Raw genomic sequence first — 14,428 nt, forward strand, 5'->3', positions numbered from 1 at the left:
GTAATAATAGAAAAGCTATTTAATAATCAAGACAGCATAAAGTTATGCCTTAACGACGATCACCTCTATTTCGACAAGTCCATTCTTGGGCAATGTCTTCACTGCCACAGCAGAACGAGCAGGATATGGAGCTTGAAAATACTTGCCATAAACTTCATTCATCTCTGCAAAGTAAGCCATATCTGCAAGGAAAACAGTTGTCTTAACCACATCGGAAAATGTGCAACCCACTTCTGTCAAAAGAGCCTGAATATTCTTGAATATCTGTTCACACTGAGCTGTAACATCTGTCTCTGAAACGAAAGCTCCTGTAGCCGGATCAAGGCCAAGCTGACCCGAAAAATAAAATATCTGTCCGGCCTGAATACCTTGGCTATAAGGACCAATAGCTGCAGGAGCATTAGTGGTGTTGATTACTTTTTTCATCTTAATTCTGTTATGTATTAGGTTAGATTATAAATATTGTCTTGTTTTTATCGCTGCTTCACTGCCTCATACATTATAATACCGCCCGCAACGGAAACATTGAGAGAACCGATCTCTCCTAATAGAGGAATGGAAACCAATTCATCTGCCAATTCCATCGTCAAAGGAGAAAGCCCTGTATCTTCTGCTCCCAAAACCAAAGCAAGAGGACCGGTGTAGTTACCCTTTGTATAGGTAAGATCACTCTTCTCGGTGGCTCCAATGATGCGCACACCACTATCTTTCAAATAGTGAAGAATATCTCCCATGGTTCGTTCTCGACAAACGGCTATACGACTAAGAGCTCCGGCAGAAGTCTTTATGGCATCTCCATTTACAGAGACGGCATTCTGCTCCGCTATCACAATAGCATCTACCGCAGCACACTCGCAAGTCCGGGCAATTGCACCAAAGTTCCGAACATCCGTTATTCCGTCCAAAACTACAATAAAAGGATCCAATCCCTCTTCATAAAGGACCGGAATCACTTCGTGCAAACGATAATATGTTGTAGAGGCCTTAAATGCTATAACCCCTTGGTGATTTTTACGAGTAAGACGATCGAGCTTCTCAACCGGCACTTTCCGTATAGGAATACTGCGCTCACCGACTGCTGTAAGAAGAGTTTGCATCAGATCGCTTCTACTCTCTCTACGTACAAATATCTTATCCAACTCCTGCCCGGCTTCAAGAGCCTCTATCACGGCACGAAGTCCAAATATCATTTCGCTATCTTTTACTGCCATACGAATCTGTTTTATCATTTATACTGTTTGAGAAGCACCTTTGCATTATGGATAGCTTCGTCCGTCAGGACACTTCCACTAAGCATTGAAGCGATCTCTTTTTCTCTCTCTTCGTAGGAGAGATGATCTATATGAGTATTATACTCCCCTTGTTCATCCTGCCTCTTAAATACTCGAAGCTGCTCTTGCGCCAGTGCTGCAATCTGGGGTAAGTGCGTTATGGTAATAACCTGTACACGATATCCCAGCTCTTTCATCATTAAGCCCATTCTTTCTGCTATCTGCCCACTGACTCCGGTATCGATCTCATCGAAGATGATTGTAGGCAGAGTGGAGTGTAGTGCTATTATGGCTTTCAGAGCAAGCATAAAGCGAGAAATCTCTCCGCCGGAAGCTATTTCATTGATCGGACGAAGCTCGGAACGATTATTGGCAGAAAATAGAAAGCGAACCTTGTCCATCCCATTTTCAGAGAGACTACCCTCTTCCCAATCCACCTCTATCCGGAATAATGCTCCTGCAACACCAAGTTGTTTAAGTTCTCTTTCAAGAGGTTCTGAGAGACTTTTTGCCGCCTCGACTCTGGACAGATGAAGCTCTCTTGCAGTAGCCAATACCTCGGCATAAGCTACATTCATAGCCTGAGCCATATCTTCAAGTTCACTTGAGCCGTTTCCTATCGCACTAAGAGACTTCCTGTAACTCTCTTGCAGCTCAAGCAACTCTTTTGTATTCTCTTTCTTATGCTTGTGAAGGAGTGTCTGTATGAGATCCATTCTTTGAGTCAGCTCTTCAACCTGAGCAGGATTTGCGCCAAAAGCATCTATCTTTTGGACACACTCTCTGGACAACTCCTTTAATTCTATCTTGACACTCTCCAATCGCTCGGCGTAACCCTCTGCATCTGTCCAATAAGAGAGGACACCCTGCATAGCTTTGGCAGCATCCTCTATCTGAGAAAGAGCAGAAGGAACATCATCTGCATCGGACAGGTATGCAACCTTTCCTATTGCTTCTGTTATTTCCTGTGAGTGCTGCGCCTGCGACAGTATGCTCTGAATCTGCTCCTCTTCCAGCGGTTTAAGGGAAGCCTCGGCAAGTTGGCGATACTGATACTCTATGTACTCACGTTCGCTACTTTGCCTTTGCAACTCTTCCGTTCTTCTCTCCAAAGCTTTTTTTAGAGATTTGTAGAGTTGGAGCTGTTCCCTGTAACGAGAAAGTATCTCTCTGTTTTGCCCGACAACATCAAGCACGGAGATCTGAAAGGAAGACTCTCCTATCAGCATATTGTTGTGCTGAGAATGGATATCTATCAATCGCTCTCCGAGAGTTCTCATCTGTTGAGCGGTTACCGGGGTATCATTTATGAAAGCCCTGCTCTTACCGGAAGCCAAGATCTCTCGACGGAAAGTGCAGGTATCGTCCTCTGCATCCAAATCTTCCTTATTCAATATCTCCTTGATATCGGAAAGGAATGAAATATCAAACGTTGCTTCGACAACACTTTTTGTCTCTCCTTCTCGAATGGTCTTAACATCTGCCCGACCTCCAAGTATCAAGGCGATAGCTCCCAAAAGAACAGATTTTCCGGCTCCGGTTTCCCCTGTGATGGAGGTCATTCCGGAAGTAAAATCAATCCTTGTTTCCTTAATGAGAATAAAGTTCTTAATGTAGAGAGACGTTATCATAATACTTGTCTACAAATGTAGCGTTTTTGTCGGGAACAATCTCTTTATGAGAGCCACAACTTTAGGCTCTTTACCCATAAGTCGGATCACCTCATCCACTTTAGCATCTTCCCATATCCAAAGCCACGATCCCTTTTCGGGAAAAGTCTCAAAAGTCTCCAAACTTTTTCTTATCTCATCTTTTGCCTGCTCCGAATGCTCCATAAGACGATCCAATCCCTTACGATGATAAAGATACCAGACAGTCAATAGCTGTTCCGAAAGATCTGCAACCAACGTAAATCTACTTTTGGAAAGAGCATTGGCACCCCATCCGCTCCACTCTCCACGAGAGGCAGCACTCTTGGCAAGAGTGGTAGCTTGTCTTAAGTAAGACACTCCTCCGTTCTCTTCAAAACTTGAGAGCCAAAGTCCCAAAGCGACCCCTCTGTAAAAAGACAGGAGTGCTTCAAGTTGGGATGTAGGTTCTTGCTGATAAGCTATAAGTGTTCGAGAAGACTGATAATCAAAAACGACCTCTTTATCGTACCACTTGAAAAGAGTGCTGTACGCGGAAGAGTGATACACCGGACGCCTCACGTCTATGGTTATATCTGCCACGATACGAGAAGAAGCAACTTGCCTGGGATAGATTGTCAGCAAAGCCATAGGGATCGGCACCTCTATCTGCCTCTCCCCTGTATTAAGATAAGAAAGGCTCTCTCTTTCCATGCTGCTCATCGCCTGTCTTTGGTGAGACGGCAGAGCAGAGACATCGATACGCACGGAAAAGAACTGTGCCGAACTTTGTGCCTCTATCTCTTTGATGGAAAAAGAGACAAGCAAAGAGAAAAAGAGCAAGAGCCTTGAGAGTCTCATCAGAACAAGATTCGCACTATTTCTTTTGCCACATCGGCTTTAGACATAAGAGGAAGATCGTGTCGCTTTCCGTCTGCTTCCAAGACCGATACTTTATTGGTATCCACGCCGAACCCGGCACCTTCGTGAGCCATAGAGTTGAGGATGATGGCATCAAGATTTTTACGCTTCATCTTATCCAAAGCGTATGATGTTCCCTCTTCTGTCTCCAAGGCAAATCCGATCATCTTTTGATGCGATTGCTTTATGGCTCCGATTCCTGCCGCAATATCCGGATTGGCAATGAGTTCCAAGTTCCACACCTCTTTCTTCTCTCTTTTGACCTTATCCCCTTCCGGAGAAGCCACTCTATAATCTGCAACCGCTGCACAGAATATGGCAGCATCCGTCTCTGCATCGAAACAAGAACGCACCGCAGCCTCCATTTCCAAAGCGGAGGTTACTTTAATCAGCTTACTCACCTCTTTATCGGATGGCATCACAGACGCAGGACCGGTAACGAATATCACCTCTGCTCCCTCTTCATGCAATGCTTGAGCAAGAGCCGTTCCCATCTTTCCGCTGGAGTAGTTACCGATAAATCGTACCGGGTCTATCTTCTCATGAGTAGGTCCGGACGTTACTATCACTCTTTTTCCTAAGAGTCTTTTCTCTCCGGAAAGGGATTCCGACACCCTGCGGAAGATCTCTTCCGGCTCCTCCATACGCCCTTTGCCGATAAGTTTGGAGGCAAGAAAACCCTCTTGAGGAGAAATAATGGTGCAACCTCTCTCTTGAAGTCTTTGGAGATTTTCCTGAGTGGTAGGGTGTGCAAACATATCCAAATCCATTGCCGGAGCGATATAGACCTTTGCTCTTGTAGACAGATATGATGTGATGAGCATATTGTCCGCCACGCCGTAAGAGCACTTCGCAATGGTGGAAGCCGAGGCAGGAGCTATGATAAAAGCATCCGCCCACAATCCCAAGTCCACATGGCTGTGCCACTGACCGTCTGCCTTGTCGAAAAACTCGGATATGACCGGTGCTTGAGACAGCGTAGCAAGCGTAAGTGGAGAGATAAACTCCTTCGCCGCAGGCGTCATGATCACTCGCACTTCCGCACCGGCTTTCACAAACAGCCTTACAAGAGTGGCGGCTTTATAGGCTGCGATACTTCCTGTTATCCCTATGACGATATGTTTACCCTGCATCATTTTTTATTTCTTTGGTGCGTGTATTTCGGCATACACTTTCATGAACTCCAACTTTGTGTTACGAGGGAAGTCCGAAGACAATATCCAGTCGTAATATCCGGGATCTCTTTTCAACACTTCGGCAGCAACCTGATTGCGATACTTGCCAAAAGCGATCACTTTTTCATCCTTATCGTTCCACTGCAAACGCCCTGCGTAATCCACCACACGGCGTTGCTTGGTGTACTCATCCAAGAAATCCACATCTCCTTGCAGGTCATCATATCTGTCGAGCTGCCCTAAAAGGACCTCATACGTAGCTATCGTATCTGCCTCTGCAGAGTGTGCGTCCACCAGCTCTTTATTGCAGTAAAACTCATAAGCCGCAGCAAGAGTACGCTGTTCTTTCTTATGGAATATCACCTGAACATCTATCACTTTTCTGTCGGAGAAGTCCACGGGAATTTCTGCCCTTAGAAACTCCTCCACAAGCATGGGTAAATCGAATCTGTTGCAGTTGTATCCGCCAAAGTCGCAATTCTCTAAGATACGAGCCAGATCCTTTGCTATGCTTTTGAATGGGGGTTCATCTTTGACATCCTCATCCGATATGCCGTGTACCGCTGTCGCTTCTGCCGGAATGGGTATTTCGGGGTTGATCCGTCGGGTTTTTGTCTCTGTGTCTCCGTTTGGATAGACCTTGTGGAGAGAGATCTCCACTATTCGGTCTTTGGTAATATCCGTACCGGTAGTTTCAAGATCGAAAAAAACCAAGGGTCTTTGAAGTTGAAGCTTCATTTCTCAGTATGTATAAGTATATCAAAAAGCAGATACGGAACAGTCTCGAAAGAGCGCTCCGCATCTGCTTCTATTGTTCTGTTCATTACCTCATCAGAGGCATAACCATCGCTTTCAGCTCTACATTTTCCGGAAGAGAGGCAGGCATTACCAGACCGGGAGCGGTCTTGTCTCCGAGTTTGAACTGAAGAGTATCGGAAAGGTCGAATGTAGAGAATATGTCAAGAAGATGATTGATCTTGAAGCTTATGATCATATCCTCTCCCGAATAGGATACATCCATATACTCATCCGCAGAGGTGGAGTAGTCTATGTCTCGACAGCACATTCTAAGTGCATTTGCCTTGAGATCCAGCTCTACCATTCCCAATGTTTTATCCGAAAACATCGACACACGCCTAAGGGCTGCCACCGTCTTTTGACGATCCACTTCCAACACGTTAGCCTGTTCTTTCGGAAAGACACTGCGGTAGTTGGGATACTTTCCGGCTATCAGACTGCAACGCAAAGTAAATTCATCGCAGCTCATGATCGTATGTTTGTCTCCCACATGAATGTTGATAAGGCTTTCCGGATCCAGCTTCTGCAACAGAAGACGAATAAGCAACGAAGGCTTTCGCGAGAGAATAAACTCGACCGGAGCAGCAACCTTCACATCGCTGTTGGAGTAAAGCGCGAGAAGAAATCCGTCCGTTCCCACAAAAGAGAGTCTGTCCTCTCTGGCATCCACACAGATACCGGTTGTGATAGGGCGTGCTTTGTCCTGACTTGTGGCAAATAACGTATAAGCAATTCCCTCGTCCAACACTTTTGCCGGTACGGCATAGCTCGGAGCATCTTCCCTTAAAGGATCCATCACAGGATATTGATCTGCCGCCTCTGCCCTGTAAACGAATTGTCCGTTAAGGTAAGAAACCACAGTATTAAGATCGGCTTCGTTGATATCGAAAGTGATAATCTGCTCCGGTATCTCTCTTAAAGGCTCCAGCAAGAAAGCACTCTTGACTGCAAAAGAGAAGTCATCTCCCTCTTGTTCATCCAGATCCATCCATGTTTCAAGTCTGTTTTCCCCATCGGAAGAAGCCAAAAAGAGCTTTCCGGCACGCACTTCAAACAGAACGCTTTCTAAGATTGGCACACTGTTCCGTGATGCAATAAGGCGGCTGAGTATCTGAAGTTGCGCATGAAGCTTTGTGTTTGAGACCTTAAATTTCATATATGTAGATATTTAGTTTAATTCTTCACGACCATTCCTCCCGTCTGTTTTCAGGAGTCTTTACCCGGAGATCTCTTGCCCTCGGTTGCCGTACAACTCTTCCAAAATCAAGGATATAAGAGGCAGAAACAGAGGAGACATCACGTTGTTTTCGTACAAGGATCTCAAAGAACAAATATACATAAATTGGTCGGATGGGCAATTATTGTAAGTGAGGATGTCCTTAACTCCAATACAAAAGAGGAACTTGTATGGTTTGAATATTTTTTACTCTTGTGTACCACTAATCTCTCAAGCAGCCAAGAGGAATTACTTTGACACCATCTGTGCGAGTATATGCCATTTGTCCTCCGGTCAGAATTATCAATAAATCGGGTTCTCGTATAGGCATCTGCCGCTCTTGTTTGTTGTGTTCTCGGATGAGTCGTTTAAGTTCCAGCAGATGCTCAGCTCCCATATCTATTTCTTTGCTTCCAAGTTTACATTCTATAAGCGCATATCTACCATCCTCAAGATGAAGTACTATATCGGCTTCAAGCCCATAACGATCATTATAGTATGAGACATGACTGTTTACATCCATGGTGTAAGCCCTGAGATCTCGTACACACATCTGTTCAAATATGAAGCCGAATGTTTTTAGCTGAACCGACAACGCCTCCGGAGACATCCCGAGCAGTGCGACAGCAATTGACGGATCGCAAAAACTTCGTTTGGGAGAGCTTCTAATAGCGGTTTTACTCCGGATCGCCGGGCTCCATGCGTCTATATTCTGTATGACAAAAAGGTTCTCCAAGGCTCTTTCATAATCATTGAACGTATCCATGGACAAACAGACTTCTCCGGAAGCCGTAATATCAGACAAAAGTGTAGTTTTCTTTGCGAGAGTGGATATATTACGAGCATACGAACGTAACAGGAAATCTGCGGTCTTTGTATCTCTCTGCCGTCCATCTATGCGTGAAATATCCTCACTGCAAACCGTGCGTACATAATTTTTTGCAATAAGCAGCTGTGCCTTATGTGAGCGGGCAAAAAGAGAGGCAGGCCAACCTCCCCGAGAAGCGGCGAATATAAGATCTTCTATACTCATTTTTGATGTTTTACCATCGATATCGTAGTTCGGATCATTGAATAGATTTCGCAGGGAGACTTCCCCTGCTGAGTCCCCGGACTCCCATAAACTCATTGGAAACATCTTCATACGAGCTATTCGTCCTGTGCCGGAGTGTAGGATTTTGCTTTTTTCTATCGCATTAGACCCGGTGAGGATAAACTGACCGGGCAATCCACGCTCATCGACTTGAGTACGAACCGCATCCCATAAAACCGGAGCATCCTGCCATTCGTCTATAAGCCGAGGCACATCTCCTTTGAGCAATAATGAGGGCTTGGAAGTCGCAGTAGCAAGATACTCTTCTCTCATATCAGTATCCTGCATTTTGATAATGCTTTTGGCAAACTGCGCTGCCGTGGTTGTTTTACCGCACCATTTCGGACCTTCTATCAGCACCGCACCAAAGGCATCGAGAAGATCTTGAAGCATTGCATCGGCTGTTCTTTGAAAGTATTCCATATACTGAATATTATAAAGGCAAATGTACGAAAAGAGTTTCTTTCAGCAAATTCATTCGGTGTTTTTGTGGCATTTCATTCGGTGTTTTTGTGGCATTTCATTCGGTGTTTTTGCGGTTTGTCCGCTATCTTTTCTCTAGGGATAATCTTCTTCCCTCTATGCAAGTTTTCTAAAATTGAAATACTCTATGTTCATTTGGAGGAGGTTGTTCGGATCAATGCTGTCGGGGAAGCTTTGCCCGTCTGCCAAACAACTGTTTATCGAACCCACCCGCTATATTTACTTCGATACTATTAGTAGCGTCAATATGGTGTTTCTACAGACAGGTTTGTTATTGAACCTATCGGGTGCTTTTGAAGCCCTCATAAGGAGTTTTTCCGAAGCTCTATTTTTATATATTCCATCCCGAAAAATACTCCTTTTTTTCTTGCTCTCTATTTTGATCGGAGGGGTCATTTTCAGAGCACGACCAAACTGTTAAATCAGGGCTGTTTTATTAACACAATTTCTGATACCTATTAAGCAAAAACGCTAAACGAGCATATTGTTTCGGCTTAACGTGTTTAATTTTTCAACGAACACGTTTAGTGATTTCATTAAACACGTTTACCGGATTCGATTAACGTGTTTAGCTAAAATAACTAAGGCGCTAATAATCAGACTGCTATGTGTTTTCACCCTAAAAAGCACCTAAAAAGGAGAATTTCTTTATTAGGAAACGTTTACAGAAAAGAGTGTTAAAATTCACACCTATTAACGCGAAAAAGCCCCATGAAATGGACTGAGAAAAAATTTTTTCCAAATTCGCGATTTTCAGTAAAACCCTGATTAAAAACCTATTACAACGGCTGATTGATTTGATCTTCAAGAAGAGAGAGACGAAAGAGGTACCTGAGAGGAGAAAATTAACAGCTCCGTTTTTATATAAAAGCTCCCTGAAAATGCTGTTTTTTTTGCCCTCGTCAAAGCAGTTGAAAAGTGATAAAAACAGCCTCGTTTTGGTACAAAAAAGAAGCTGCGCCTTATCCGCTCCGAAAATGGCAGACAAGGCGCAGCTTATTTATCCTTTTAGACCTTCCCGAAGATCGGGGCAGGCTCTTCAGGAGATCTTACTTGATGTATTCAGCAATAACCGTGCTGAGTTCGCTTGGATTGATACCGCGTTTTAGGATCACCCCTTCAGGGCTGATAAGCATAAGGTGAGGAATACCGTTTACACCGTAAGCACTAGCACCTGCACTCTCTTTGTCGAAAAGGTTTTCCCACACGATACCGTGCTCTTCTTTAGCCTTTTCGTTTGCTTCAAACTTGTCCCAAGTAGCAACGCCAAGTACGCGAAGACCTTTGTCTTTATAAGCATCGTAGGCTTTGCGGATATGTGGCATGGCTGCCTTGCAAGGACCGCACCAAGAAGCCCAGAAGTCTACAAGAAGATAGCTCTTGCCGTCCATGAAAGAAGAGAACAACACTTCTGTTCCATCCTCTTGAGCAGCTGTGAAGTCTACGTAATTAACGCCTTCTTTTGTGGCTTCAAAGTTCTTTACAGCCTCATAGCCCTTGAGAAGTCTTGGGCTCTTCTTTACCATGTCGGAAGCTGCTTCATACATTTGTACGAACTCTGCATCTTCCAAGAATGGTCTTGCGAACTCGAAAGATACACGACCAAGAACATTTTCTTTATTGGCTTCATAGATGGCAAGAGCTTCTTTCTTCAAGCCTGCAATAACTTCCTCTTCCTTAACGCCATAGAGAGAATCTTTTTGCTCTTCTTGCAAAGTAGAGTCTGCCATCAAAGTGTTGCCGTATTCCCTTAGATCCTTGATAGCAACTCTGCGTGTCTTGATCAAAGAACTCCAAGAGTCTGCAAGAGGAGTACCGGCAAAGTCTACCTTAGGAGCAGTACCTTCTGCCACCGGATTTACTGTAACGGTAAGGTTACCCGGCTCAGCGATAAAAGAACCTGCAATGTCTTCTACCTTGAACACCAAATAAGCGATAGTGTCTGCTGTAATAGGAGCAAAAGTAAACTTACCTGCTTCCACCAATACTGAGTCCACCACTTTTTCGTCTTCCGAATAGATGTAGGCATACTTGCCGTCAAGAGAACCATCCGATACGGTACCGGAAATAAGTGCCTCGTTTTTTGAAGTGTTACAAGCAGTGAGCAACAGCGCTGCACTCATAACACCGAAAATAAACTTCTTCATAATAAAAATAAATGTTTGTGATAATCTTCTTGTCTTAAAGTCTCTGAAAGAACATCCAAAGATGGAGCAAAGGTACAAATATTTAGTCGGTTAGCTCATATTTAGAGAAAAACTTTTGTGCCGACAGTGATATTTTGGAGAATTTTATACAAGAGAGGAAAACAAGAGTATCTCTCAAAGTGCAATCCTCACACCCTTTTCTGCAAATGCAAACGGCTCTTCTGTCTCAATGAGATAGTATCTTTTCAACATTTACACATTGCACACTTTCCTGTTTTTTGTTCAATTATTTATATCTTTGCCCAATAAAGATACTTGGAGGTCTGTTTACGACTGCAGGACAGCGGCAGTCCGATCTCTCTAAAACGAAGCAGATAAGAATGCAACTCCTACAAAACAAACTCAGAAAGTTTGATGCCGACAAGAAAGCAATAGCTGCCGGCATATATCCATACTTCCGAACTATTCAGAGTGAACAGGGTAATGAAGTGATCATAAACGGGAAGAAAGTGTTGATGTTCGGATCGAACTCCTATCTCGGACTCACCAATCATCCCAAAGTAAAAGAAGCAGCCGAACAGGCAACCAAGAAATATGGTACGGGCTGTGCAGGATCAAGATTCTTGAATGGTACACTCGATATACACCTCGAACTGGAAGATGAGTTGGCAGACTTCCTTGGAAAAGAAGCCGTACAGCTCTACTCTACCGGATTCCAAGCAAATGTCGGAGCGGTCTCATGCGTTACCGGTCGGGAAGATTACATTCTCTGGGATGAGAGAGACCACGCATCCATCATAGAAGGACACCGTTTATCGTTCTCGACAAAGCTGAAATTCCGCCATAACGATATGGATTCGCTCGAACAGATGTTGCAGAAATGCGAACCGGACAGAGTAAAGCTAATTGTCGTGGATGGCGTATTCAGCATGGAAGGAGACCTTGCTCCTCTTCCGGAGATAACCCAGTTGGCAAAGAAGTACAACGCTGCCGTCATGGTGGACGAAGCGCATGGCATCGGAGTGATGGGCGATATGGGACGAGGAACATGCGATCATTTCGGAGTGGTCGATGACGTCGATCTCATCATGGGAACATTCTCCAAGTCTTTTGCATCCCTCGGTGGCTTCATCGCCGGAGACAAGGACACCATAAATTATCTTAAACATCATGCCCGTTCTTATATCTTCAGCGCAAGCTGTACACCTGCTGCCACCGCAGCTGCTCGTGCTGCTCTGGAGATCATGAAGACAGAACCATACTATATAGATAACCTTTGGAGGCTTACGCACAAAGCGCTTAGAGGTTTCAAGGAACGCAATTTCGAGATCGGCGCAACCTCTACACCTATCATTCCACTCTTTGTCAGAAACAATGAAAAGACATTCATGATTACCAAAGAGCTGTTTGAGAGAGGGTTGTTTGTCAATCCGGTTGTTGCTCCTGCCGTAGCATCGGGAGATACGTTAATACGCTTCTCGCTCATGGCATCCCATACCGACGAGCAGCTGGATTTCGCTTTAGACCAGCTCCAAGAGGTGTTCATAAAATATGGTGTCATAGAACAATAAAACAGAAGAAGCTCGATCGTCATCGAGCTTCTTCTGTTTTATCACTGTGATAGGAGCTATCGCTTGTACTGTCTAAACCAATTGTCCTCTTCAAAGATCTCTCCCCAGACGGAGCGGAACTTCTCTATCTCTTTCTCCCGATCCCTTACGGCAGATAGAGAAAACAAAGACACAGCACCAAATAGATCTCTCTTCTTTCCGGCAAGAGCCGGCTCCGTCTCTCGAAAATCCTTTCTCCAAAGAGACAAAAAAGTAATTGAGTCGTTCTCCGATTTGGCTAACTGTTCGATATAAAAGTAAGCACGAGACTCCTCTGACCGGTCTGAGACATAAGGCGGACACAGTCGCTTCTTTTTCCCATGCTGTTGGTACCCGGCAATTGCTCTGATCTCCCACGAAAAGGGAATGAAAGAGAGCTTTTTCAAGAAGTACTTTTCTGTGGTACGATCGCCTGTCCTGTTGGCAACATCCCAGCCTATGAGCGAGGCTCTCCACTTTAGAGAGGGGAAAGAGTCGCTTCTGACAAGTTGTTGAAGAAGCATTGAAGCCCGGTTGTAATCCGCACTATCCAACGCATTTTGAGCGTTGGCCACGAGAGCCGAATAGCTTCTGCCGGTGTACAAATCATACTCCCGGCGCAGCTTTGAAGAGAGTGCTTCTCTATCTATCTCTTCTGAAAGAGGGTAAATCAACTGATGAGACGGGATCAAAAACAGGTTTCTCTCATGCTCTTGCAGCAGCTCCTCAAACCTTTCGGAGCTTTTCACTCTTGCGTTGTACTCCTTCCCTTTGTTCCAAATACGGCATCCGGAAAGAGTTAGAAGCAGAATAAAGAAGAGAAGAACCCTAACGCACCTTCTGTGTTGCCCATTTTGCCAGCCAAGTGAAGCCATAAGAGATACAAAGAAGAACTATAATGGTAGCCCCCGTAGGCAGATTCAAGAAATAACTGCCGGCTAATCCGACCAGCGCTGCCAGCATGGAGATGGAGATGGAAAGCAGTATGATTTTCTTCAGATCATGAGCATACAAAGAGGCAATCATCTGCGGAATGGTAAGCATACTCATCAACATCATCACTCCCATTGTTCTTATCGTAAGGACAATCCCTATGGAAAGAAATCCTATCATAGCAAAACGCACGACACCAACACCTTTTGCACGTGTGGAAGCGTACTCAGAGTCGAACATGATAAAGAGCAACGTCTTATAATAGTAGAGCACCAAAGGTATCAGGATAGCAAGAAAGCCGATCAACATCCAGAAATCGGCTTTTGAGACCAACAGGATATTTCCGAAAAGGTAAGCGGAAAGATTGGGAGCATATCCGGGTGTAAAATGACTGAAAAGAATACCCACCGCCATACCTAAAGACCAGACAGCAGCAATAGCAGAGTCTTCTCTCACTCTCCCTTTACTGCTTAAGCCCTCCACCAAAAAGCCACTGCCCAATGCAAAAAGAGCAGCCGTATATATCGGATTTACGCCTAAAAAGAAGCCCAGACCAAGTCCGCCGAAAGAGGCATGCGTAATGCCTCCACCGACAAATACCATTCTACGAACCACCATAAAGGAGCCGATAATCCCCGTGAGTACGGAGATCAGCAGTGCCACAGCTATCGTATGCAGCAGAATATCGGTCATACGCTATCGGTTATGCTCAGGCAGAGGGATGGGTATAGCTGTTTTCAAGAGCGGAATAGTCTCTCATTTCGTTCACGATCAAGAATAGTTCGTCCTTGATAACAGCGGGGAACGGAATGTTTCTAAGCTGAATGCTCCTCGCCCATCCGGGAACATCTTCTTGCTTGAGCGTGTAAAGGACATCCCGGAAACTATCTTCATCTTCCGCTGTATAGAGTGCCGGATCCATTCCGGCATATCTATCCAGCTCTTCATCATCGTAATACTCTATCTTGGTACTCACTCCGGAGTGAAGGCTATCCTTAATGCACGTCAGGTGCATACCGCAACAGCCTTCCGGGTGTTCCTTTTGTTCCTGTTGCCGTTCCTCTTCGGATAGAGGTTTACTCCTGAGCAGTATTCCTACCAGAACAGCCGTAATCACCGCTATACCTGAAAGTATGATCCATGTTTCCATATACAGTAGATTACAGAGTCTTTT

Annotated in this window: 13 protein-coding genes; 1 reads left to right on the plus strand and 12 read right to left on the minus strand. The window is 44.7% G+C overall.

Features of this window, described 5'->3' with window-relative positions:
* Positions 1–42: 42 nt before the first annotated feature.
* The 9 genes from JT26_RS06210 to JT26_RS06255 all read right to left on the minus strand — a co-directional run bounded on the left by JT26_RS06210 (position 43) and on the right by JT26_RS06255 (position 10,732).
* Positions 43–426 (minus strand): RidA family protein, encoded by a 384-nt coding sequence (locus JT26_RS06210; RefSeq protein ID WP_036847671.1) that lies wholly within the window; start codon positions 424–426, stop codon positions 43–45.
* 47 nt (positions 427–473) lie between these two features.
* Entirely contained in the window at positions 474–1,211 is a 738-nt protein-coding gene (gene rlmB / locus JT26_RS06215) for a 23S rRNA (guanosine(2251)-2'-O)-methyltransferase RlmB (protein WP_036788442.1), read from the minus strand.
* Positions 1,212–1,225: 14 nt separating this feature from the next.
* A complete protein-coding gene (recN, locus tag JT26_RS06220; protein WP_036847673.1) occupies positions 1,226–2,902 on the minus strand; it encodes a DNA repair protein RecN in 1,677 nt (558 codons plus the stop codon).
* A 9-nt stretch (positions 2,903–2,911) separates the two neighbouring features.
* On the minus strand, positions 2,912–3,760 hold the full coding sequence (locus JT26_RS06225; protein WP_036847675.1) for a DUF4835 family protein: 849 nt from the start codon (positions 3,758–3,760) through the stop codon (positions 2,912–2,914).
* Positions 3,760–4,956 (minus strand): bifunctional phosphopantothenoylcysteine decarboxylase/phosphopantothenate--cysteine ligase CoaBC, encoded by a 1,197-nt coding sequence (gene coaBC, locus JT26_RS06230; RefSeq protein ID WP_036847679.1) that lies wholly within the window; start codon positions 4,954–4,956, stop codon positions 3,760–3,762. Before coaBC ends, JT26_RS06225 begins: the two co-directional genes overlap by 1 nt.
* A 3-nt stretch (positions 4,957–4,959) precedes the next feature.
* Positions 4,960–5,733: a 3'-5' exonuclease gene (locus JT26_RS06235; protein WP_036788308.1), complete on the minus strand. Its 774-nt coding sequence runs from the start codon at positions 5,731–5,733 to the stop codon at positions 4,960–4,962.
* Positions 5,734–5,818: 85 nt separating this feature from the next.
* Entirely contained in the window at positions 5,819–6,949 is a 1,131-nt protein-coding gene (dnaN, locus tag JT26_RS06240; protein ID WP_036788311.1) for a DNA polymerase III subunit beta, read from the minus strand.
* Between the two features lie 283 nt (positions 6,950–7,232).
* A complete protein-coding gene (locus JT26_RS06245; RefSeq protein ID WP_036788315.1) occupies positions 7,233–8,525 on the minus strand; it encodes an ATP-binding protein in 1,293 nt (430 codons plus the stop codon).
* Positions 8,526–9,634: 1,109 nt separating this feature from the next.
* Positions 9,635–10,732, minus strand: coding sequence for a TlpA disulfide reductase family protein (locus JT26_RS06255; RefSeq protein ID WP_036788322.1), 1,098 nt, complete (start codon positions 10,730–10,732; stop codon positions 9,635–9,637).
* Between the two features lie 380 nt (positions 10,733–11,112).
* Here JT26_RS06255 and JT26_RS06260 point away from each other — a divergent pair, with 380 nt between their 5' ends.
* On the plus strand, positions 11,113–12,303 hold the full coding sequence (locus tag JT26_RS06260) for a pyridoxal phosphate-dependent aminotransferase family protein (protein ID WP_036788325.1): 1,191 nt from the start codon (positions 11,113–11,115) through the stop codon (positions 12,301–12,303).
* A 56-nt stretch (positions 12,304–12,359) separates the two neighbouring features.
* On the opposite strand, the gene JT26_RS06265 is transcribed toward JT26_RS06260, so the two are convergent.
* The 3 genes from JT26_RS06265 to JT26_RS06275 are packed head-to-tail and all read right to left on the minus strand — an operon-like array spanning position 12,360 to position 14,404.
* On the minus strand, positions 12,360–13,196 hold the full coding sequence (locus JT26_RS06265) for a hypothetical protein (protein WP_152567003.1): 837 nt from the start codon (positions 13,194–13,196) through the stop codon (positions 12,360–12,362).
* Positions 13,150–13,947, minus strand: coding sequence for a metal ABC transporter permease (locus JT26_RS06270; RefSeq protein ID WP_036847686.1), 798 nt, complete (start codon positions 13,945–13,947; stop codon positions 13,150–13,152). Before JT26_RS06270 ends, JT26_RS06265 begins: the two co-directional genes overlap by 47 nt.
* A 16-nt stretch (positions 13,948–13,963) precedes the next feature.
* Complete coding sequence (locus tag JT26_RS06275; RefSeq protein ID WP_036847689.1) at positions 13,964–14,404, minus strand: hypothetical protein; 441 nt, start codon at positions 14,402–14,404, stop codon at positions 13,964–13,966.
* Positions 14,405–14,428 lie beyond the last annotated feature (24 nt).

The organism is Porphyromonas sp. COT-108 OH1349 (assembly GCF_000768755.1).
Taxonomy (GTDB): domain Bacteria; phylum Bacteroidota; class Bacteroidia; order Bacteroidales; family Porphyromonadaceae; genus Porphyromonas_A; species Porphyromonas_A canoris.

Bases quoted from the DNA above. Each gene is read 5' to 3' on its own strand.
- JT26_RS06210 (WP_036847671.1), bottom strand. From the start codon at position 426: ATGAAAAAAGTAATCAACACCACTAATGCTCCTGCAGCTATTGGTCCT.
- rlmB (WP_036788442.1), bottom strand. From the start codon at position 1,211: ATGGCAGTAAAAGATAGCGAAATGATATTTGGACTTCGTGCCGTGATA.
- recN (WP_036847673.1), bottom strand. From the start codon at position 2,902: ATGATAACGTCTCTCTACATTAAGAACTTTATTCTCATTAAGGAAACA.
- JT26_RS06225 (WP_036847675.1), bottom strand. From the start codon at position 3,760: ATGAGACTCTCAAGGCTCTTGCTCTTTTTCTCTTTGCTTGTCTCTTTT.
- coaBC (WP_036847679.1), bottom strand. From the start codon at position 4,956: ATGATGCAGGGTAAACATATCGTCATAGGGATAACAGGAAGTATCGCA.
- JT26_RS06235 (WP_036788308.1), bottom strand. From the start codon at position 5,733: ATGAAGCTTCAACTTCAAAGACCCTTGGTTTTTTTCGATCTTGAAACT.
- dnaN (WP_036788311.1), bottom strand. From the start codon at position 6,949: ATGAAATTTAAGGTCTCAAACACAAAGCTTCATGCGCAACTTCAGATA.
- JT26_RS06245 (WP_036788315.1), bottom strand. From the start codon at position 8,525: ATGGAATACTTTCAAAGAACAGCCGATGCAATGCTTCAAGATCTTCTC.
- JT26_RS06255 (WP_036788322.1), bottom strand. From the start codon at position 10,732: ATGAAGAAGTTTATTTTCGGTGTTATGAGTGCAGCGCTGTTGCTCACT.
- JT26_RS06260 (WP_036788325.1), top strand. From the start codon at position 11,113: ATGCAACTCCTACAAAACAAACTCAGAAAGTTTGATGCCGACAAGAAA.
- JT26_RS06265 (WP_152567003.1), bottom strand. From the start codon at position 13,196: ATGGCTTCACTTGGCTGGCAAAATGGGCAACACAGAAGGTGCGTTAGG.
- JT26_RS06270 (WP_036847686.1), bottom strand. From the start codon at position 13,947: ATGACCGATATTCTGCTGCATACGATAGCTGTGGCACTGCTGATCTCC.
- JT26_RS06275 (WP_036847689.1), bottom strand. From the start codon at position 14,404: ATGGAAACATGGATCATACTTTCAGGTATAGCGGTGATTACGGCTGTT.